The following is a 20,070-nucleotide window of genomic DNA, read 5'->3' as shown; positions in this document are numbered from 1 at the left end:
CCTTTTGACGCTTCCGGCGCGCGTGTCAATCGGCGCACCACCATAGCAGGCGCCGAGCCGGAAGCTGTGACACCACAGCCACGCTTATCGTCAGCGCGACGACATGCCTCAGGTAAGATGGTAGCGCAAGGGAGCCTGTTGGAAGACCGGTGCTCACCGTCTCCGGATCGTGCTCACGGCTTCAGATTCGGCGGCAGCGGCGGATCCTCGCGCATCAGGGTGATGGTCACCCGCCGGTTGGCCGCGAGCGAAGGATCGTCCGGAAACAGCGGCTGGGTGTCCGCCTTGCCGGAGACGGCGAAGATGTGCGAGGGCGGCAGGCCCTCGCGCTCGAGGATCTGGCGCACGGCATTGGCGCGGTCCGCCGACAGGTCGAAGGCACCGTATTCGCTGCGGGTCGGCACGAAGCCGGCCGCGGTATGACCGGCGATGGAGACGCGGAGCGGCGTGGCCTTGAGCGGGATCGCGAGCTTCTCGACCAGGCGGCGGGTGCGGTCATAGGGCACCTTGGAGCCGTCGGCGAACATCGAGCGGCCGTCCTGGTCGACGATCTCCAGGTTGAGCCCCTGCTTGGTCTCCTCGAACATGATGTGCTTGGACATCTCGGTCAGCTCCGGCATGTCCTGCAGCGCCTGGCGCAACGAGGCCGCGGCAAGCGCGAAATTGCGGTCGACCTTGATCTTCGCGCCGGACGTCTTGTCGCGGTCTTCCTGGTCCGGCGTCGGCGTATTGGAGGCATCCTCGGGCTGGATGTGGTCGACGTTCTTCAGCCGCGGGCGGGTCGGCAGACCGTCGGATTCGACAATGCCGGCATAGCGCGCTTCGCTCTGCACGCCGAAGGCGTCGCGCATCGAGCCGGCGACGATCTTCAGCTTGTTGGCGTCCTGCGTCGAGAACGCGACGAGCATCACGAAGAAGCTCATCATCAGGCCCATGAGGTCGGCGAAGGTCACGAACCAGCCGTGACCGCCTCCATGCGCATCGCCGCGTTTCTTCTTGGCCATGGCTGAAAATCCCGGCGGCCGGGCTTACGCCGGCACCGGCTCGCCCTCGGCGTGACGATGCTTCTCCGGCAGATAGGCCAGCAGCATTTCGCGCACGAGCGTCGGGCTCTTGGAGTCGCGGATCATCAGGATGCCGTCGATGATCAGCGTGCGATTGGTCTCCTCGTCGAGCAGCTTGCCGTGCAGCTTGTCGGCGATCGGCAGACAGAACAGGTTCGCGACCAGCGCACCGTAAAGCGTGGCGAGCAGCGCGGTCGCCATGAACGGGCCGAGCTTGGAAGGGTCGGTCATGTTGGCGAACATCTGCACCATGCCGATCAGGGTGCCGATCATGCCGAACGCCGGGGCGCAGTCGCCGATGGCGCGGTAGATCTTGCTGCCTTCGTCGAGGTGCATGAGGAAGTTGTCGCGGTCGCGCTCGAGATTGTCGCGGATGAAGTCGAGGTCGTAGCCGTCGGCGACGTAGCGGATGCCCTTGGCGAGGAACGGCTCGTCGGTCTCGACCTTTTCGAGACCCACCGGGCCCTGCTTGCGGGCGATCTCGGCGATGCGGGCGAGTTCGTCGACGAGGTCGTGCGCGGACAGGCGGCTCATGGTGAAGGCGAACTTGGCGCCGAGCGGAAGGCCGTGCAGGAGTGCCGAGAGCGGAAAGCGGATCATGGTAGCGGAGATCGAGCCGCCGAAGATGATGATCATCGCATGTTCGGAGATGAACATGTGCAGGTCGCCGCCCATGAAGATCATCGCGGTGATGACGATGATGCCCGCCGTGAGCCCGACGCTCGTCATGATATCCATGGGATACTCCAACGCGTACGCAACAACGGCCGTCCTGGCCGCTGGCGCGGCCCAACCCCGAACCGCATCGGAAACCCTAGAGCGCTGCCCTTAAAGCCGCGTAAAGGTTAAGTCTGGACAGCGCAGTAGGCGCCGCTGGAGGCGTGTCGATTGCCGTCCCGCGATAGGAATTTCAACACTTCGCTAACCATACCGGCGGCAACCGGACGCCCCGCCGCTGCGGCCCTGCGCCACATCGAGGCCATGGAGCCTTTGGTGTCATGTAGCAGCACCGCATACCGATCGCGGGAGCAATCGCCATGTTGACGCTGTTCAGTCTTCTCACCGCGCTGCCTGCGGTGTTGGCGCTCCACCTGCTCGAGCCGGAGCTCGTGCTGCCCGCCTTCAGCCTTGCGCTGTTTGCCGAGGCCGCCTTCGCGGTGATCGCAGCGCGCCTCATTCATCTCCCCGACAATGCGGAGGGTCTCACGCTGTGGGACCTCGCCGGCGGCTTCACCCTGATCGGATGCGCCGCCGCGGTGTTTGGCGAGCCGGATCAGGCCGCGCTGTTTCTGACGGAACAAGGCGGCCTACGGCCGGCGTCGCGGCCGTAAGCCGTTCAGTCGCGTCAGTGAATTTCCGCCGAGCGCTTCAGCGCCGCCTTCAGCTTCTCCAGCGAGAAGTCTGGGCTGCGGGCGATCTCCAGGATCGGCGTCTCGCGGCGGCCGCAGAGCTCGGCGGCCTCGGGCAGCTTGGCAGCGATGTCGAGCGGGATCACGATGGCGCCGTGCTGGTCGGCATGGATCAGGTCGTCCGACCTCACGGTCATGCCGGCAACGCGCACCTCGCCGCCAAAGCTTTCCGCATGCACCCAGGCATGGGACGGGCCGATCGAGCCGGCCAGGGCCTGGAAGCCCGGCGCCCATTGCGGAATGTCGCGGATCGAGCCGTCGGTGATGACGCCGAGGCAGCCGAGCGCCTTGTGCACGTTGCTCTGCACCTCGCCCCAGAACGCACCATAGCCGACATCGGGGCCGTCGATGTCCTGGATCACCGAGATGCGCGGGCCATGGCCGGTGCCGACATATTCGTAATATTCGATGCGGCGCTTGGACTGCTCTTCGGGCGGGAGCGATGACTTCAGCACGGAGCGGATCGCGACCGTGCGGGCATAGCCGACGATCGGCGGCAGATCGGGGAACGGGCAGACCAGTTGCTTGGTGGTGTAGCCGATCAGCCGGCGCTCGGGCGCCACGATCTCCATGGCATTGCAGATCGTCGGCGTGTCGTAGCGGCCCAGCGCTTCGAGCACGGAAGCGGGCAGCGGCCCGGTCGCTTTATCAGTCACGGCGTTCTCTCCCAGATTGGCGGCCGCTGTTGGCGCGGTGCCGCCGGCACAGGGCGATATAGCCGAGATCGGGCCTCAACCCAACTCAGCACGCCTTCATGGCAGATATCCCCGAGAACCGCTCAGTGCAGCCGTCCGGGCCGGTCGTCGTCCTCGTGGGGCGGCTCCGACAAATTCGCCAGCGTCGGCGCCGAGGGCGGCGACGAGACCTCGCCGTCCGCCGGCCCGGCCGTTTCCAACGCACGCGCCTGGTCGCGATAGGATTTGTAGCCGAGCGGCAAGGCGAGAAGATACAGCACCGTGCCGATCGACAGCACGTGCCAGGGATAGGCGATCAATAGCGCGATGAAAACGATCACCGCGACGAACGCCGGCAGCACCAGCTCCGGCGGCACGCGCATGCGCTTGGTCTTGCCGGAGAACACCGGCAGGCGCGACACCATCAGGAACGCGATCAGCAGCGTGTAGGCGGCGGTCAACCCGGCCGGCCAGCGGCCGAGATCGAGGAACGCGACATAGATCGGCAGCAGCACGGTGATCGCACCAGCGGGCGCCGGCACGCCGGTGAAGAAATTGGCGGCGAAAGCCGGCTTGTTCGGATCGTCCATCGTGGCGTTGAAGCGCGCGAGACGCAGGCCGCCGGAAATCGCGAACACCATGGCGGCGATCCAGCCGGCATTGCCGAGCTCGTGCAGCTGCCAGAAATACAGCATCAGGCCGGGCGCGACGCCGAAATTGACGAAATCGGCGAGGCTGTCGAGCTCTGCGCCGAACTTGGACTGCCCCTTGATCATGCGCGCGATGCGCCCGTCGATACCGTCGAGCGCGGCGGCGAACACGATGGCGTAGACGGCGAGCGACATCCGCCCTTCGATCGACAGGCGGATCGAGGTCAGGCCGGCGCAGATCGCCAGCAGCGTGATGACGTTGGGCACCAGCATCCGCACCGGAATCGGACGGAACCGCCGCCGGCGCGTATCGGGATATTTGAAGTCATAGGGCGTCATGGCTCGTCCTCACCTTGAGGCGAGATATAGCAAGCCGCGTCCCCCTCCGCCATTGCGGCGGAAGGCCCTCGTGGACCGACTATTGGTTAATTGGCGCGGAAGGCGCGGTTGGGGTCCTCGCCCGCGAGATCGGCCAAGATCGTCTCGCCCGCGATGGCGGTCTGTCCTTCCGAGACCAGCGCCCTGGTCCCCACGGGCAGATAAACGTCGAGCCGCGAGCCGAAGCGGATCAGACCGAAGCGCTCGCCGGCGCCGATCGCCTGGCCTTCCCTGACGAAGCAGACGATGCGCTTGGCGACGAGACCTGCGATCTGCACCACGCCGATCCGCGCATTCGGCGTCGAGATGACCAGCGAGTTGCGCTCGTTGTCCTCGCTGGCCTTGTCGAGCTCGGCATTGATGAAGAGGCCGGGCCGGTAGGCGATGCGGTCCACCCTGCCTGCGACGGGCGCGCGGTTCACGTGGCAATTGAACACGCTCATGAACACCGAGATGCGCGGCAGCGGCCGGTCGCCGAGGCCGAGCTCGGCCGGCGGCAGCGCCATGGTGATCATCGAGACGCGGCCGTCGGCCGGCGACACCACCAGCCCCTCGCGCACCGGCGTCACGCGCACGGGATCGCGGAAGAACAGCGCGCACCACACGGTCAGGATCGTGCCGATCCAGCCCAGCGGCGACCACAGCCAGAACAGGATCAGGCTTGCCAGCGCAAAGCCGCCGATGAAGGGATAGCCCTCCTTGTGGATCGGCGGGATCTGACGCTGGATCGAATCGAGAATGGACATCGTTATCTGCCGCTCGGGGTTAATGGCGCGGATCGTCGCGCGGGCCTGTTTAGGCCAGAGTTGGGACCGGAGACAAGCTCACTCCGCCGCCGCGGGGGCCGTCAGGGCATCGTTGACCGGCGGCGGCTCCCGGTTGGGCGCCTCGCCGGTATCCGCCATCTTGGCCAGTTTCTCGCGTGCCTCCTCGGCCTCGCGCTGCCTGTTCCACATGCTGGCATAGAGGCCGCCATGCGCGAGCAGCTTGGCGTGGGTGCCCCGCTCGGCGATGCGGCCCTGATCCAACACGATGATCTCGTCGGCCCCGACGATGGTCGAGAGCCGGTGCGCGATCACCAGCGAGGTGCGGTTCTTCGCCACGCGCTCGAGCGCGCCCTGGATCTCGTGCTCGGTATGGGTGTCGAGCGCCGAGGTCGCCTCGTCGAGCACCAGGATCGGCGGTGCCTTCAAGACGGTGCGCGCGATCGCGACCCGCTGCTTCTCGCCACCGGACAGCTTGAGCCCGCGCTCGCCCACCTGGGTCTCGTAGCCCTTGGGCGACATGCGGATGAAATGATCGATCTGCGCGAGGCTCGCGGCCTCCTCGACTTCGGCATCGCTGGCGTCCCAACGGCCGTAGCGGATGTTGTAGCGGATGGTGTCGTTGAACAGCACGGTGTCCTGCGGCACCATGCCGATCGAGGCGCGTAGCGAATCCTGCGTCACGCTGCGGATGTCCTGCCCGTCGATCAGGATCTTGCCGCCGGAGACGTCATAGAGGCGGAACAGCAGGCGCGAGATGGTCGACTTGCCTGCACCCGACGGGCCGACGATGGCGACCGTCTTGCCGGCCGGCACCTCGAAGCTGAGACCCTTCAGGATCGGACGCGTCGGCTCATAGGCAAAGCGCACGTCCTCGAAGCGCACGGTGCCGGCGGAGATGACCAGCGGCCTGGCATCGGGCGCGTCCTTGATCTCGGCCTCGCGGCCGAGCACGCCGAACATCTTCTCGATGTCGATGATCGCCTGCTTGATCTCGCGATAGACCATGCCCATGAAGTTCAGCGGTTGGTAGAGCTGGATCATCATGGCGTTGACCAGCACGAAATCGCCGACCGTGTTGGTGCCGTTGCGCACGCCGATCGCGCACATCAGCATGGTCGCGGTCAGGCCCAGCGTGAAGATCACGGCTTGTCCCGTGTTGAGCACCGCGAGCGAGGTGTACGTCTGGATGCTCGCTTCCTCGTAGCGCGCGACCGATTTGTCGTAGCGTTGCGCCTCGCGGGCCTCGGCGCCGAAATATTTCACGGTCTCGTAGTTGAGCAGCGAGTCGATCGCCTTGGTGTTCGCCTCGGTGTCGGAATCATTCATCTTGCGGCGGATGCCGATCCGCCACTCGGTCGCAATGTAGGTGTAGTACATGTAGAGCGTGACCGTGATCAGCGTTGCGGCCACGTAGCGCCAGTCGAACTGCCAGAGCAGCACGGCCATCAGCAGCGAGACCTCGACGATGGTCGGGATCAGCTGCAGGATCACCATGCGGACGATGACCTCGATGCCCTCGCGGCCGCGCTCGAGCACGCGCGTCAGGCCGCCGGTCTTGCGTTCGAGATGAAAGCGCAACGACAGCTCGTGCATGTGAACAAAAGTGATGGTGGCGAGCTTGCGCACCGCGTGCATGGCGACGCGGGCGAAGATGCCGTCGCGCCATTGCGTCAGCAGCGCCATCAGGATGCGCATCACCCCGTAGCTCGCCGTCAGCAACAACGGCGAGGCGAGCACCCAGAGCTGCCAATTGTCGGCCTGCACCGGCGCCGAATTGGCCCCGGTCAGCGCGTCCGTCGCCCATTTGAAGCTGAACGGCACCGAGAGCGTGATCAGCTTGGCGGCGAGCAGCAGCACCAGCGACCACACCACGCGCATTTTCAGGTCGAAGCGGTCGCCCGGCCAGATATAGGGCCACAGATGGGCCAACGTGCCCATCAGCGTGGCCCGCTCAGGCGGGCCGCCGACAGGATTGGGAACGTCGGCGCCGTCGAACGATTGAGGTTGGTCCATCAAGAAGCCTGAAAGCCCGCCGGATGCGGGCGTCACCACGATTTACGATTTTCGCCTGTCATATAGAGCCTTCCCCGTGTCAGCGCACCCCGCCAGATGGCGAATCTTCGATTGTTTGTCGCCATTTACCGGTAGATTTCCGGGCGATCCGAATCACCTGAAGGGCTTGACGTCTCTTCGCTGCAATGCATCATGGCATCAATGAGCACGATCAAAACCGTCTGTGTCTATTGCGGCTCCGGCCCTGGAACCAATCCCAACTTCATCGAGGCGGCGAAGGCGCTCGGCAAATCGTTGGCGGACAACAAGATCCGCCTCGTTTATGGCGGCGGCTCGCTCGGACTGATGGGGGCGGTCGCGACCTCAGTGCTCGATCACGGCGGCATGGTCACCGGCATCATCCCTGACTTCCTGCGGATGCGCGAGAACGCGCTGACTCGCGTGCAGGAGATGGTCGTCACACCAGACATGCACGAACGCAAGCGGCTGATGTTCGAGCGCTCTGATGCCTTCGTTGCCCTGCCCGGTGGGCTCGGCACGCTGGAGGAGCTGGTCGAGCAGCTGACCTGGCAGCAGCTCGGCCGTCATGCCAAGCCGGTGCTGCTCGCCAATATCGACAATTTCTGGGAGCCGCTGTTCTCCCTGGTGTCCCACATGCGCCAAACCGAGTTCATCCGCGCCGGTCTTTCGGTCGATATCCTGAAGGCGGACAAGGTCGAGGAAATCGTCCCACGGCTGCGCGCCGCGGCCGCGCAGATTCCCGACAGCCAGCGCGATCTCGCGCCGGAAGTGGCGCGCAAGCTCTAGAGCTGCGCCCCTATCGATCCGGACCGGCCTGGATGATGCCCGCGACGTGGCTCACGCCGACGTCGCGGTCCATCACGCGCGGTCCGGGCTTCGGCGTGTCATGCCGCCTTGGCGGCAATACCGGCTTTCGCGTGCTCGACCTGCCGGGCAAGGTCGGCAGGATCGCCCGTCGTGGCCTCGACGCCGATCTGCTGGATCTCGGCGACGCCCAGGAAGCCCAGCACGAACTTCAGATAGTTGAAGCAGAAGTCCGCGCCGCCCAGCGGCCCGCCCGCGAGATAGCCGCCGGCGCCGTAAGCGCTGGCCACGGTCGCACGGCGCGCGGTCAGCAGTCCCTTGAAGTTCGTGCCGTCATAGGAGAACGTCAGGTTGATGCGGACGATCTGGTCGATCCAGGCCTTCAGCGCTGCCGGAATCGTGAAATTGTACATCGGCGCGGTGATCAGGATCTCATCGGCCGATTTGAGTTCGGCGATCAACCTGTCCGATAGCGCCGTCGCGGCGCGCAGCTCGGCGGTCATCTCCTGTGCGGCGGTGTAGAAGCCGGCGATCGTGGTCTGCGTGATCTGCGGGACCGGATCGGCGGCGAGATCGCGCCGCGTCACGCGAAAGTCCGACCCGCGCGCACGCCACGCCGCCTCGAATCCGTCGCCGAGGTCGCGGGAAACGGAGCCCTGAAGGCGGGCGCTGGAATCGATACGAAGCAAGACAGGCATTGGGCTCTCCGGAATGTCGAATTGACACCCGGACGCTATTCGCGGTGCCGCCCGGCAAAAACGGCTGGCGTCGCACCACGCTCATGCTTAATTTGCACGAATGGACATCGATTCAATTCGATTGGTGATCGAGGTCGCTCGCCAGGCGAGCTTTGCCGGCGCCGCGCGGCAACGCGACGTCGACCCCTCCTCGGTCTCACGGATGATCGCCCAGGTCGAAGCGGAGCTTGGCTTTCGCATCTTCCAGCGCACCACACGCAGCATGTCGCTGACGGAGGCTGGCGAACGCTACGTGGGCAGGGCCGAGCTCGTTCTACAGGAGCTCGATGCCGCCGCCGAGGAGGCGACCGCCCTTGGCACCATTCCCCGCGGCCGGCTTCGCGCGACCGCTTCAGTCGCATTCGGCAATCGCTGCCTGGTGCCGCTGCTGCCCGAATTCAGGGCGGAATTTCCCCAGCTCCAGCTCGAACTCATCCTGACGGACAGCAATCTCGATCTGGTCAGCGAGGGAATCGACCTCGCGATCCGTCTCGGTCCCGGATTCAGCGGCGACCTCGTCGGCGCCAAGCTGTTCGATACCCGTTACCGGGTCTGTGCAAGCTCGGCTTTTCTGCGTGGGAAGCCCCGGCCAAGACGGCCCGCCGATCTGTCCGCGATGTCCTGCCTTCTGTTCACGTTTCCCGATTTCCGATCCCGCTGGATGTTCCGCGACCGACGCGGCGAAATCACCGAGGTCGCCGTCCAGGGAGACCTTCTGCTTTCGAACGCGCTCGCGCTGCGCGATTGCGCACGGGCGGGGCTCGGTCCGGCGCTCCTGCCGGACTGGCTGATCGACGAGGATCTCGTCGGCAAGCGGCTCGTCGATCTGTTTCCCGATTGGCAGGTGACGGCGACGACGTTCGATACTGCGGCCTACGTGCTCTACCCAAACCGGGCATTCCTGCCAGTCAAGGTGCGTCGAACGATTGATTTCCTGCGCCGGCATTTGGTGAAGCAGGCAAAGCGCGCGCGACGGTGAGCTTCGCTACGCGCTCGGAAACGTCACCGCCTCGATCCGGTTGCCGTCGGGATCGGTGACGAAGGCTGCGTAATAGCGCACGCGATCGTGCGGGCGGATGCCGGGCGCGCCGTCGGAGGCCCCGCCCGCCGCGAGAGCTGCGGCATGAAACGCATCGACCTCGCCCGTCGTCTTCGCCCGCAGGCAGATGTGCACGCCGCTTTCCGCCGGTACGCGCGGCATGGTCTCGCGTAAGTTGACCCAGAACTCGGGATAGGCCTTGCCGAAGCCCACCGTCCGCGGCCGCGTGACGAGGCGCGTGAGGCCGAGCGCTGCGAGCGTCGCCTCGTAGAATCTTGCGGCGCGGTCGAGATCGCTGACGCCGACGGAAATGTGGTCGATCATTGGTTACTCTCCCCTCCGCTGTCATTCCGGGGCGGAGCAAGTCCTACGCCGGCGCGCCCGACTTCACGAGCTTGTAGATCACCGAATCCATCAGCGCCTGGAACGAGGCGTCGATGATGTTCGGGGACACGCCGACCGTGGTCCAGCTGTCGCCGTTCTCGTCCTCGCTCTCGATCAGGACGCGCGTGACCGCGCCGGTGCCGCCGTTGAGGATACGCACCCGGTAGTCGATCAGCTTCAAGCCCTCGATGTATTTCTGGTACTTGCCGAGGTCCTTGCGCATGGCGACGTCGAGCGCGTTGACGGGGCCGTTGCCTTCGGCGGCCGAGATCAGGTGCTCGCCGGCAACGTCGACCTTCACCACCGCGAGCGCCACGGTGACGCGCTCGCCGAGCGCGTTGTAGCGCTGCTCGACATTGACGTCGAACTGCTCGACCTCGAAATAATGCGGCACCTTGCCGAGCGTGCGGCGCGCCAGCAGCTCGAACGAGGCATTGGCGGATTCGTAGGCGTAGCCTTGCGCCTCGCGCTCCTTCAGCACCTCGACGAGGCGCGTCAGCTTCGGATCGCTCTTCTCGTAAGGAATGCCGGCACGGTCGAGCTCGGCAATGACGTTGGACCGGCCGGCCTGATCGGACACCAGCACCTTGCGGTGATTGCCGACCAGCTCAGGCAGCACATGCTCATAGGTCTGCGGATCCTTGAGCACCGCGGACGCATGGATGCCGGTCTTGGTGACGAAAGCGCTCTCGCCGACATAAGCCGCGTGCCGGTTCGGCACGCGGTTGAGCATGTCGTCGAGCGTACGCGAGACCTTGACAAGGGTCGCCAGCTTCTCCGTCGTGACGCCAATCTCGAAGGCATCGGCGAACCCCTGCTTCAACTTTAGCGTCGGGATCAGCGAACAGAGATTGGCGTTGCCGCAGCGCTCCCCAAGGCCGTTCAACGTGCCCTGGATCTGCCGCGCGCCGGCCCCCACGGCGGCGAGCGAATTGGCCACCGCCTGCTCGGTGTCGTTATGGGCGTGGATGCCGACGTGATCACCGGGGATGTGCTTTGTCACCTCGGTGACGATGGCCTCAACCTCGTCAGGCATGGTGCCGCCATTGGTGTCGCACAGCACCACCCAGCGCGCGCCGGCATCATAGGCAGCCTTGGCGCAGGCGAGCGCGAAGCCCGAATCTTCCTTGTAGCCATCGAAGAAATGCTCGCAGTCGAGCATGACCTCGCGACCGGCGGCCTTCGCGGCCGCGACGCTGTCGCGGATGGACGCAAGGTTTTCTTCCTTCGTCGTTTCCAGCGCCACACGCACCTGATAGGCCGACGCTTTCGCCACGAAGCAGATCGCATCCGCCTTCGCTTCCAACAGCCCGGCAACGCCTGGGTCGTTCGAGACCGAGCGCCCTGCCCGGCGCGTCATGCCGAAGGCGGTGAAGCGCGCGTGCCTGAACTCCGGCTTTGTGCCGAAAAATTCGGTGTCGGTCGGATTGGCGCCGGGATAGCCGCCTTCCACATAGTCGATGCCGAGGTCGTCGAGCATCGCGGCGATGACCTGCTTGTCTTGAAGCGTGAAATCGACGCCATTGGTCTGCGCGCCATCGCGCAGCGTGGTGTCGAACAGATAAAGCCGCTCCTTGCTCATGCCGCGGCTCCGAGCATCTTCTTCATCGTGGTGTTGGCGAGCCATTCGTCGTTGACGGTGACGCTGTTGCGCTGCTGGGCGACGTAGCCGCGCTTGGCGAAGAAGCCCTGCGCGGTGTCGCTGGCATCGACGGTGAGGCTTTGCGCGCCGCGGCCGCCGGCAAGCTTCTCCAGCGCATCGACCAGCATGGCGGCGATGCCCTGCCCGCTGACGGCCGGATGCACATAGAGCATGCGGATGTGGTCGGCACCGCGCAGCGAGGCAAAACCAACCGGCGAGCCCTCCAGCGTCGCGATCAGCGTCAGGTCAGCCGCAAGCCGCTTGCCGAACTCTTCGGTTTCCGCCGCCTCCATCCAGGCCTGCTGCTGCGCCTCGCTGTAATCGTCACCGGTCAGCTCTTGGATGCTCGCGGTGAAGATCGCGGCGAGCACGGGAACGTCATCCGGCAGGAACGGCCGCAATCCGGGCTTTGGCAAAGTCTGTCCCATCGTCCTCACCACATCCCATACAGCTTGAGCACGATCGCGACGGCGCCCACGAGCAGCGCGATCTTCAGCGCGATGTAATAGAGCCAGTGCCGCGGGAAAGGCGTGTCGGGCCGCTTCATCGCGCGACCTCCCACGTCGTTCCTTGCTTGGAATCCTTGATCGCGACACCCATCGCGGCGAGCAGATCACGGATGCGGTCGGACTCTTTGAAGTCCTTGCGAGCGCGCGCGGCCGTCCGCTCCGCGATCAGGCGCTCGACCTCCCCGGCATCGACGCCGCTCGCCTGTTGCTTGCGACCTTCCCACTGCGCAGCGCTCTCGGACAGGAAGCCGAGCAGCCGCAACGACCCCGCCAGGGCGGGCACATCGCTGCCGCGCAGGCTGTGCAGCGCCGCGATCGCCAGCGACGTGTTGAGATCGTCGAGCAGCGGCTCGACGACGGACGCGGCCGGCTTGCCGGGTTCGACGTCCGCCGCGACACGATACCAGTCGTCGAGCGTCCTGGCGCTCTCCTCCAGCGACTTCATGGTCCAGTCAATGGGCGAACGGTAATGCGTCTTGAGCATGTTCAGACGCAGCACCTCGCCCGGCCAATCCTTGAGCAGCTCATGGATCGTGATGAAGTTGCCGAGGCTCTTCGACATCTTCTCGCTCTCGACCTGCAGGAAGCCGTTGTGCATCCAATAGTTCGCCATGCGCTCCTGATGGAAGGCGCAGCAGGTCTGTGCGACCTCGTTCTCGTGATGCGGAAACACGAGATCGATGCCGCCGCCATGGATGTCGAAATGCTCGCCAAGATGCTTCCAGGCCATGGCCGAGCACTCGATGTGCCAGCCCGGCCGCCCCTCGGCCTTGATGCCTGAAGGCGACGGCCATGACGGCTCGCCGGGCTTCGACGGCTTCCACAGCACGAAGTCGGTATTGCCCTTCTTGTAGGGTGCGACGTCGACGCGGGCACCGGCAACCATCTCGTCGAGCGAGCGATTGGACAGCGCGCCGTAGCGCGGCAGCCCGTCATTGGCCGCGTTCATCGCCTGCGGCGAGAACAGCACGTGGTCCTCGGCGACATAGGCAAAGCCGCCCTTGACCAGCCGCTCGATGATCTCGCGCATCTCGGTGATGTGCTCGGTCGCCCGCGGCTCGACGCTCGGCCGCAGCGCGCCGAGTGCATCGACGTCGGCATGAAACTGCTTGCCGGTCTGCTCGGTCACCTTGCGAATGGCTTCGTTGAGCGGCAGGCCCGGGAAATCGCGCGCGGCGCGGTCGTTGATCTTGTCGTCGACGTCGGTGATGTTGCGGACATATTTGACATGCGCCTCGCCATAGAGATGGCGCAGCAGCCTAAACAGCACGTCGAACACGATCACCGGCCGCGCATTGCCGATATGGGCGAAGTCATAGACGGTCGGTCCGCAGACATACATGCGGACATTGTTGGGATCGAGCGGCACGAAGGGGCGCTTTTCCCGGGTCAGCGTATCGTGAAGACGCAATTCCATGACAACCCATCCCTTGCGGCCGGGCGTCCGAGGCTCTCAATGTTTTGAGAAAAGACGGCTCCAGCCAGCGAATCGCTAGCTCGTAATCTCGCGGCAAATGGCGCAAATGGCGAGGAGACCGTTCATGCGGAACATATGGGCTATCAGGCGCCCCGGCGTCAAGAGAGGCGCGAAACCGCCGTTTTATCTCCGCAAGGCGCGCTGCCCGCCACGATGGTTCATAATCCCCTAACCATTTGAGCCCATTTTGGAACCGGCGGTTCCCCTTTTTGCCCCCGGTGCTTTTTCATGCGATTTTTGCCCGCGCTCATTTCCAGCGCCTTCGTCTTTGCGGCCTCCAGCGCCCTTGCCGAGAGCCGCGTCTTCATCATCGCCAACCAGGCCAACGGCTATGACCAGTGCCTGGCCAAAGGCGACAAATGCGGCGCCTCCGCCGCCCGCAGCTACTGCCAGTCACGAGATTTTGCCCAGGCTTCGGCCTATCGGCGGGTCGATCCCGACGAAATTACCGGCTCCGTCCCCAAATCCGGCACAAATTGCTCCCATGGCCATTGCGACGAATATGTCGCAATCACCTGCCAGCGCTGAATTCGCTCGGAGCTGGCGTAGCTTAGGCCCGGTGCTTCGGCCCCGAAACGACGTGACGATGCCGCAGGAAGCGGCTATGGGAGGGCGCGCTTCGGCCCTTCAGAGTCATGCCGGGCCGTGACCTCGCTAGAATGGCGGATATGCCTGAATTTTTGCTCCTGTCCCGTACCCGCTTCCTCCTTGCCTGTACCGTGCTTCTGAGCACGGTCGTGCTCGCCACCGGCGCTTTTGCGCAGGCGGGTCCCCCGGGACCGCCGCCTCAAGCGGGCCAGAACGGTCTCGGCCCCAATCCGATGTGCGTGCGACTGGAGGGTCAGCTCGCGGCACTGGACCGCGGCGGCGGCGGTGATGCCGCGCGTGAGGAGCAGATCCGCCGCTACCAGGAGTCCCAGAGCCGCCAGCAGGCCGAGCTCGACCGCGTCACCATGCAGGCCAAGCGCATGGGCTGCGATTCCTCCGGCTTCTTCTCACTGTTCAACGGCCAGTCGGCGCAATGCGGCCCGGTGAACACCCAGATCCAGCAGATGCGCGCCAATCTGGACCAGATCACCGGCAATCTCGAGCGCCTGCGCGGCGGCGGCCAAGGCGGCTTCAGCCCGGAGCGCGACAACCAGCGCCGCTCGGTGCTGGCAGCGCTGGCGCAGAACAATTGCGGCCCGCAATACGCGGCGGCGGCGCAGCAGCAAGGCGGCGGCAACTTCCTCAGCAATCTGTTCGGCGGTAACAACGCCGGCAATCCGCAAGGCCTGCCGCCCTCCGATCTCGGACCGCAATCGCAATCCGGCACCTACCGCACCGTGTGCGTGCGCACCTGCGACGGCGCCTATTTCCCGGTCTCGTTCGCGACCGTGCCTGCGCGCTTCCCCGACGACGAGAAGACCTGCAAGGCGCTCTGCCCGGCCGCCGAAGCCGTGCTCTACACCCATCGCAATCCCGGCGAAGACATGAACTCGGCGGTCTCGATCAGCGGCCAGCCCTACACGGCACTGCCGACCGCCTTCAAATTCCGCAGCGAGTTCAACCCGTCCTGCTCCTGCAAGGCCGCGGGCCAGACCTGGGCGGACGCGCTGAAATCGGCCGACGATAAGGCGACAGCCGAGCAGCAGGGCGACATCATCGTGACCGAGGAAAGCGCCAAGAAAATGCAGCAGCAGCGGCTCAACAAGGGCACGCCTGCGAATGCCAGGAAAGGCGCAGCTCCCGCGCCGACGACGGCAACTGCACCGGCCGCAACGCCGCCCGCGGATACGGGCACCGCCGCAGGCTCCGAGAACAAGCCGATCCGCTCGGTCGGGCCGACCTTCCTGCCGCAGCAGCAGAAATAGGTGCAGCGGCGAGCCGCCACCTCCCACCCTACGCCGATCAACTCACCCCTCGAATGCGTCGATCGAGGCCTTGCTGCCGCGTGACACCAGCGTCTCGTCCGCCGCCGGCAGCTTCTCGCCTTTGTCGCGAAAGCGGTTGGTGATGGGATAGCGGCGGTCGCGGCCGAAATTCCTGGGTGTGACCTTCACGCCGGGCGCGGCCTGGCGGCGCTTGTATTCGGCGACGTTGAGCAGATGGTCGATCCGGGTGACGATCTCGCGATCGAAGCCGGCGGCGATGATCTGATCCAGCGGCTCTTCGCGCTCGACAAGACGCTCCAGGATGGCATCGAGCACCTCGTAAGGCGGCAGAGAATCCTGATCGGTCTGGTTCTCGCGCAGCTCGGCGCTCGGCGGGCGCGTGATGATGTCGGGCGGGATCACCTCGCCTGAAGGCCCGAGCGCGCCGTCCGGCTTCCAGCTATTGCGCAAGCTTGCCAGCCGCAACACCTGCGTCTTGTAGATGTCCTTGATCGGATTGAAGCCGCCATTCATGTCGCCATAGAGCGTGGCGTAGCCGACCGACATCTCGGACTTGTTGCCTGTCGTCACCACCATCAGGCCGGTCTTGTTGGAGATCGCCATCAAGAGCGTGCCGCGGGTGCGGGCCTGGAGATTCTCCTCGGTGATGTCAGGCGGGAGATTCTTGAAGAGGCCCGAGAGGATCATCTCGAACCCGCCGACGGCTTCCGCGATCGGCAAGACCTCGTAGCGGATGCCGAGATGGCCGGCGAGTTCGCCGGCATCCGCAATCGAGTGTACCGCCGTGTAGCGATACGGCAGCATCACGCCGTGCACCTGATCGGCACCGAGCGCGTCGACCGCGATCGCGGCGCACAGCGCTGAATCGATGCCGCCGGAGATGCCGAGCAGCACGCCGGGAAAACCGTTCTTGCCGACATAGTCTCGCAGACCGAGCACGCACGCGGCGTAATCGGCCTCGTCGCCCTCGAGCAGCGTAGCGATCGGCCCTGCGCAGCGCCAGTCGTCGCCGTTGCGAGTGAAGCGCAGCGTGACGATGCCTTCTTCGAATGCCGGCAGTTGCGCCGCCAGCGACAGATCACCGTTGAGCGCAAAGGACGCGCCGTCGAACACCAGCTCGTCCTGGCCGCCGACCTGGTTGAGATAGACCAGCGGCAGCCCGCTCTCGGTGACGCGCGCCACCGCGACCGACAGGCGCACGTCGTTCTTGTCGCGGGCGTAAGGAGAGCCGTTCGGCACCAGGATGATCTCGGCGCCGGTCTCGGCCAACGTCTCGACTACGTTCTCGTAGTCCTCGGACTCTTCCAGCCAGATGTCCTCGCAGATCGGCACGCCGATGCGTACGCCGCGCACCGTCACCGGGCCCGCGGCGGGCCCGCGCGAAAACAGCCGCTTCTCGTCGAACACGCCGTAATTCGGCAGATTGCATTTGAAGCGCAGGCTCGCGATGCGGCCGCCGTCGAGCAGCGCACAGGCATTGTACAGCTTGCCCTCCTCGACCCAGGGCGTGCCGACCAGCATGGCGGGCCCGCCATCGGCGGTCTCGCGGGCGAGAGCTTCGACCGCGGCGCGGCAGGCCGCCTGGAAAGACGGCTTCTGCACGAGGTCTTCCGGCGGATAGCCGGCGATGAACAATTCCGGAAACAGCACGAGATCGGCGCCGTCGGCGATCGCGCGCGCGCGCGCCGAACGTGCCTTGGCGGCATTGCCCTCGATGTCGCCCATGGTCGGATTGAGCTGGGCGAGCGTGACCGCGAATGCGTTGAGACGTTCGGTCATCGGGCGCCCTTATTCGATCCGCGTTAGACGAAACCCAACCGCTCGACGACGGCGAAGATCCAGAACGCGCCGGCCATCAGCAGCGCGACGCCAACCGCGGCCGAGCCCATGTCCTTGACCCGGCCGATCTGCTTGTCGTGGTCCATGGTCAGGCGGTCGGCGAGCTTTTCGATCGCGGTGTTGAGCAGCTCGACGACCAGCACGAAGGCAACGGCACAGACCAGCTCGACGGCCCGCATCGCGGTCGCGCCGATCAACCAGGCGAGCGGCACCGACAGCAGGAGCGCAAAGATCTCCTCGCGAACGGCCTGCTCCGATCCAATCGCAAAGGCCAGACCGTTACGGGAATTGATCGTGGCCTTCCAGATCCGCAACAAGGTTTTAGAGCCCCGCTGCGACCGGCATCGGCTGAGCCTTGCCGGCGCGCTCCTGCTTGAGGAGCTCTGCGACCAGGAAGGCCATGTCGATGGATTGCTCGGCGTTGAGGCGGGGATCGCAGACCGTGTGATAGCGGTCGTTGAGGTCCTCGTCCGTGATCGCGCGGGCGCCGCCGAGGCACTCGGTGACGTCCTGGCCCGTCATCTCCAGATGCACGCCGCCGGCATGGGTGCCTTCGGCGGCATGGATCGCGAAGAACGACTTCACCTCGGACAGGATGCGGTCGAACGGGCGCGTCTTGTAGCCCGACGTCGAGGTGATCGTGTTGCCGTGCATGGGATCGCAGGACCAGACCACTACCTTGCCCTCGCGCTTCACGGCGCGGATCATGTTCGGCAGGTGCTCGCCGACCTTGTCCGAGCCGAAGCGGCCGATCAGCGTCAGCCGGCCCGGCTCGTTGTCGGGGTTGAGCACGTCGATCAGCTTCAGGAGCTCGTCAGGCTTCAGCGACGGGCCGCATTTCAGCCCGATCGGATTCTTGATACCGCGGAAATATTCGATATGGCCGTGATCGAGCTGGCGGGTGCGATCGCCGATCCAGATCATGTGGCCCGAGGTCGCGTACCAGTCGCCGGTGGTGGAATCGACGCGGGTCATGGCCTGCTCGTAGCCGAGCAGCAGGGCCTCGTGGCTGGTGTAGAAATCGGTGGCGCGCAGCTCGGGATGAGCCTCGAGATCGAGGCCGCAGGCGCGCATGAAATTCAGCGCGTCCGAGATGCGGTCGGCCAGTTCCTTGTAGCGGCGCGACTGCGGGCTATCCTTGAGGAAGCCGAGCATCCATTGATGCACGCTGCCGAGATTGGCATAGCCGCCGGTCGCGAACGCGCGGAGCAGGTTCAGCGTCGCGGCCGACTGGCGATAGGCCATCAGCTGGCGCTGCGGATCGGGAACGCGCGCTTCCTTGGTGAAGGCGATGTCGTTGACGATGTCGCCGCGATAGCTCGGCAGCTCGACGCCATCAATCTTCTCGGTCGGCGATGACCGCGGCTTGGCGAACTGGCCGGCGACGCGGCCGACCTTTACCACAGGCACCGCGCCGGCATAGGTCAGCACGACCGCCATCTGGAGCAGCACGCGGAAGAAATCGCGGATGTTGTTGGCTCCGTGCTCGGCAAAGCTCTCGGCGCAGTCGCCGCCCTGCAGCAGGAAGGCCTCACCGGCCGCGACCCGGCCCAAGGCCTTCTTCAGATTGCGCGCCTCGCCCGCGAACACCAGCGGCGGAAAGGTCGCAAGCTGCGCCTCGACGTCGGCCAGGGCCTTGGCGTCGGGATAGTCGGGCACCTGTAGCACCGGCTTGCTGCGCCAGGACTCGGGCGTCCACCGCTCGGACATCACAATCTCTCCGTGAAGCAAAAAAGTGCAACCTGATCTAGGGGTTGCGAGGGCCGCCTTATACACAGGCTGGCTCCGCCCCGCCAGTTGTAAATCCGTTTCGCATGGCAAACCCTTGCAGGGAAAGCCAAATTCGCATTTGCTGGGTGGGCGAGGAAACTGGCAGGATAACCTTGCACCCATGGACGTGGCACTGGACGACGTTTTCATCGACGAGATCAGCTTCCCGGCGACCGACGGGTATGGGCTGACCGGCACCCTGTTCCTGCCGCGGGGCGCCAAGCGCCATGCCGTACTGATCAACTCAGCGACCGCCGTCCCGCGCAAGATCTATCGCGGCTTTGCGTCCTACCTCGCCCATCGCGGCTGCGCGGTGCTGACTTACGACTACCGCGGCATCGGCGATTCCCGCCTGCCGGCGATGGTCGGCTACAACCAGCCGAAATCGCTGGTCGGCTTCAAGGCCTCGATGTCGGACTGGGCCGCGCTCGACGTCACCGCCGCGGTGCGCTGGATGCGCGAGCGCTACAACACGCTGCCGCTCGCCTATATCGGTCATTCCTTCGGCGGCCAGGCGCTCGGGCTGATCGCGAACAACACCGACATCTCACGCGCGGCGTTCGTGGCCTCGCAGGCCGCGACCTGGCGGCTGATGACCTCGCCGGAAAAATACCGCGTCTTCGCCTTCATGAATTTTGTCGGTGTGCCCCTCACCTACGCGCTCGGTTATGCGCCGGGCTGGGCCGGCGTCGGCGAGGATCTGCCCAAGGGCGTCTTCCTGCAATGGGCCGAGTGGGTTTCGAGCCCGCGCTATCTCTTCGATTCCAAGCTGCCGGCGCTGGACAACTTTGCAAAGTTCAAGGGCGAGCTGCGCGCGCTGTGCTTCTCCGACGATCCCTGGGCGACGCGGCCGGCGGTCGAGCTGCTCGCGAGCGGATTCACTGCGATCAAGCCGGAGGTGCTGACGGTGACGCCGTCCGATGTCGGCGCCAAGGGAATAGGCCATTTCGGCTTCTTCCGCCCCGATCACCGCGACACGCTGTGGCGCGGGTTGGCGGAATGGGTCCAGGGCGAGTGAG

General features: G+C 65.3%; 20 protein-coding genes. 6 read left to right on the top strand and 14 right to left on the bottom strand.

Annotation, left to right across the window (positions count from 1 at the left end; translation table 11 throughout):
• Nucleotides 1-173: 173 nt before the first annotated feature.
• Nucleotides 174-1,004, bottom strand: coding sequence for an OmpA/MotB family protein (locus AC0WRY_RS13600; protein WP_194407468.1), 831 nt, complete (start codon nt 1,002-1,004; stop codon nt 174-176).
• 24 nt (nt 1,005-1,028) lie between these two features.
• On the bottom strand, nt 1,029-1,802 hold the full coding sequence (locus tag AC0WRY_RS13595; protein WP_063195489.1) for a motility protein A: 774 nt from the start codon (nt 1,800-1,802) through the stop codon (nt 1,029-1,031).
• 299 nt (nt 1,803-2,101) lie between these two features.
• On the opposite strand from AC0WRY_RS13595, the gene AC0WRY_RS13590 reads away from it, so the two are divergent.
• Nucleotides 2,102-2,395, top strand: coding sequence for a hypothetical protein (locus AC0WRY_RS13590; RefSeq protein WP_194407467.1), 294 nt, complete (start codon nt 2,102-2,104; stop codon nt 2,393-2,395).
• A gap of 14 nt (nt 2,396-2,409) precedes the next feature.
• Here AC0WRY_RS13590 and AC0WRY_RS13585 read toward each other — a convergent pair whose 3' ends face one another.
• The 4 genes from AC0WRY_RS13585 to AC0WRY_RS13570 form a co-directional block, all read right to left on the bottom strand.
• Nucleotides 2,410-3,129, bottom strand: a complete 720-nt coding sequence (locus tag AC0WRY_RS13585; protein WP_194407466.1) for an RraA family protein — start codon at nt 3,127-3,129, stop codon at nt 2,410-2,412.
• Nucleotides 3,130-3,251: 122 nt separating this feature from the next.
• Nucleotides 3,252-4,136 carry a CDP-alcohol phosphatidyltransferase family protein gene (locus AC0WRY_RS13580; protein WP_194407465.1) on the bottom strand — a complete coding sequence of 295 codons (885 nt, stop codon included), beginning with the start codon at nt 4,134-4,136 and terminating at the stop codon, nt 3,252-3,254.
• 86 nt (nt 4,137-4,222) lie between these two features.
• Entirely contained in the window at nt 4,223-4,921 is a 699-nt protein-coding gene (locus tag AC0WRY_RS13575; RefSeq protein ID WP_194407464.1) for a phosphatidylserine decarboxylase, read from the bottom strand.
• Nucleotides 4,922-4,999: 78 nt separating this feature from the next.
• Nucleotides 5,000-6,955 (bottom strand): ABCB family ABC transporter ATP-binding protein/permease, encoded by a 1,956-nt coding sequence (locus tag AC0WRY_RS13570; protein WP_194407463.1) that lies wholly within the window; start codon nt 6,953-6,955, stop codon nt 5,000-5,002.
• 201 nt (nt 6,956-7,156) lie between these two features.
• Here AC0WRY_RS13570 and AC0WRY_RS13565 point away from each other — a divergent pair, with 201 nt between their 5' ends.
• Complete coding sequence (locus AC0WRY_RS13565; RefSeq protein WP_194407462.1) at nt 7,157-7,762, top strand: LOG family protein; 606 nt, start codon at nt 7,157-7,159, stop codon at nt 7,760-7,762.
• A gap of 98 nt (nt 7,763-7,860) precedes the next feature.
• On the opposite strand, the gene AC0WRY_RS13560 is transcribed toward AC0WRY_RS13565, so the two are convergent.
• Nucleotides 7,861-8,478 (bottom strand): FMN-dependent NADH-azoreductase, encoded by a 618-nt coding sequence (locus tag AC0WRY_RS13560; protein WP_194407461.1) that lies wholly within the window; start codon nt 8,476-8,478, stop codon nt 7,861-7,863.
• 100 nt (nt 8,479-8,578) lie between these two features.
• Here AC0WRY_RS13560 and AC0WRY_RS13555 point away from each other — a divergent pair, with 100 nt between their 5' ends.
• Nucleotides 8,579-9,496: a LysR family transcriptional regulator gene (locus AC0WRY_RS13555; RefSeq protein ID WP_194407460.1), complete on the top strand. Its 918-nt coding sequence runs from the start codon at nt 8,579-8,581 to the stop codon at nt 9,494-9,496.
• Nucleotides 9,497-9,502: 6 nt separating this feature from the next.
• Here the strand turns inward: AC0WRY_RS13555 and AC0WRY_RS13550 are convergent, their stop codons facing one another.
• The 4 genes from AC0WRY_RS13550 to cysS form a co-directional block, all read right to left on the bottom strand.
• The gene (locus AC0WRY_RS13550) at nt 9,503-9,880 is read right to left on the bottom strand and encodes a VOC family protein (RefSeq protein ID WP_194407459.1); all 378 of its coding nucleotides are present in this window, start codon (nt 9,878-9,880) and stop codon (nt 9,503-9,505) included.
• A gap of 43 nt (nt 9,881-9,923) precedes the next feature.
• A complete protein-coding gene (gene cimA / locus AC0WRY_RS13545; protein ID WP_194407458.1) occupies nt 9,924-11,522 on the bottom strand; it encodes a citramalate synthase in 1,599 nt (532 codons plus the stop codon).
• Nucleotides 11,519-12,010: a GNAT family N-acetyltransferase gene (locus tag AC0WRY_RS13540; protein ID WP_194407457.1), complete on the bottom strand. Its 492-nt coding sequence runs from the start codon at nt 12,008-12,010 to the stop codon at nt 11,519-11,521. Before AC0WRY_RS13540 ends, cimA begins: the two co-directional genes overlap by 4 nt.
• Nucleotides 12,011-12,125: 115 nt before the next feature.
• On the bottom strand, nt 12,126-13,508 hold the full coding sequence (cysS, locus tag AC0WRY_RS13535; RefSeq protein WP_194407456.1) for a cysteine--tRNA ligase: 1,383 nt from the start codon (nt 13,506-13,508) through the stop codon (nt 12,126-12,128).
• Between the two features lie 288 nt (nt 13,509-13,796).
• Here cysS and AC0WRY_RS13530 point away from each other — a divergent pair, with 288 nt between their 5' ends.
• Both AC0WRY_RS13530 and AC0WRY_RS13525 read left to right on the top strand, forming a co-directional pair.
• A complete protein-coding gene (locus tag AC0WRY_RS13530; protein ID WP_194407455.1) occupies nt 13,797-14,096 on the top strand; it encodes a hypothetical protein in 300 nt (99 codons plus the stop codon).
• A 131-nt stretch (nt 14,097-14,227) separates the two neighbouring features.
• Nucleotides 14,228-15,421, top strand: coding sequence for a DUF2865 domain-containing protein (locus AC0WRY_RS13525; protein ID WP_194407454.1), 1,194 nt, complete (start codon nt 14,228-14,230; stop codon nt 15,419-15,421).
• A 42-nt stretch (nt 15,422-15,463) separates the two neighbouring features.
• Here the strand turns inward: AC0WRY_RS13525 and AC0WRY_RS13520 are convergent, their stop codons facing one another.
• Genes AC0WRY_RS13520 through AC0WRY_RS13510 form a run of 3 tightly spaced genes read right to left on the bottom strand, consistent with a single transcriptional unit; the run spans nt 15,464 to nt 18,991 of the window.
• Nucleotides 15,464-17,221, bottom strand: a complete 1,758-nt coding sequence (locus AC0WRY_RS13520; protein WP_194407453.1) for an NAD+ synthase — start codon at nt 17,219-17,221, stop codon at nt 15,464-15,466.
• 23 nt (nt 17,222-17,244) lie between these two features.
• Nucleotides 17,245-17,598, bottom strand: a complete 354-nt coding sequence (locus AC0WRY_RS13515) for a diacylglycerol kinase (RefSeq protein ID WP_194407452.1) — start codon at nt 17,596-17,598, stop codon at nt 17,245-17,247.
• Between the two features lie 4 nt (nt 17,599-17,602).
• Nucleotides 17,603-18,991 (bottom strand): class II 3-deoxy-7-phosphoheptulonate synthase, encoded by a 1,389-nt coding sequence (locus tag AC0WRY_RS13510; protein ID WP_194407451.1) that lies wholly within the window; start codon nt 18,989-18,991, stop codon nt 17,603-17,605.
• 181 nt (nt 18,992-19,172) lie between these two features.
• On the opposite strand from AC0WRY_RS13510, the gene AC0WRY_RS13505 reads away from it, so the two are divergent.
• Nucleotides 19,173-20,069, top strand: a complete 897-nt coding sequence (locus tag AC0WRY_RS13505; RefSeq protein WP_194407450.1) for an alpha/beta hydrolase family protein — start codon at nt 19,173-19,175, stop codon at nt 20,067-20,069.
• Nucleotide 20,070 lies beyond the last annotated feature (1 nt).

It is taken from the genome of Bradyrhizobium sp. T-12 (genome assembly GCF_058314695.1).
This window is presented reverse-complemented; position numbering and strand designations above follow the sequence as displayed.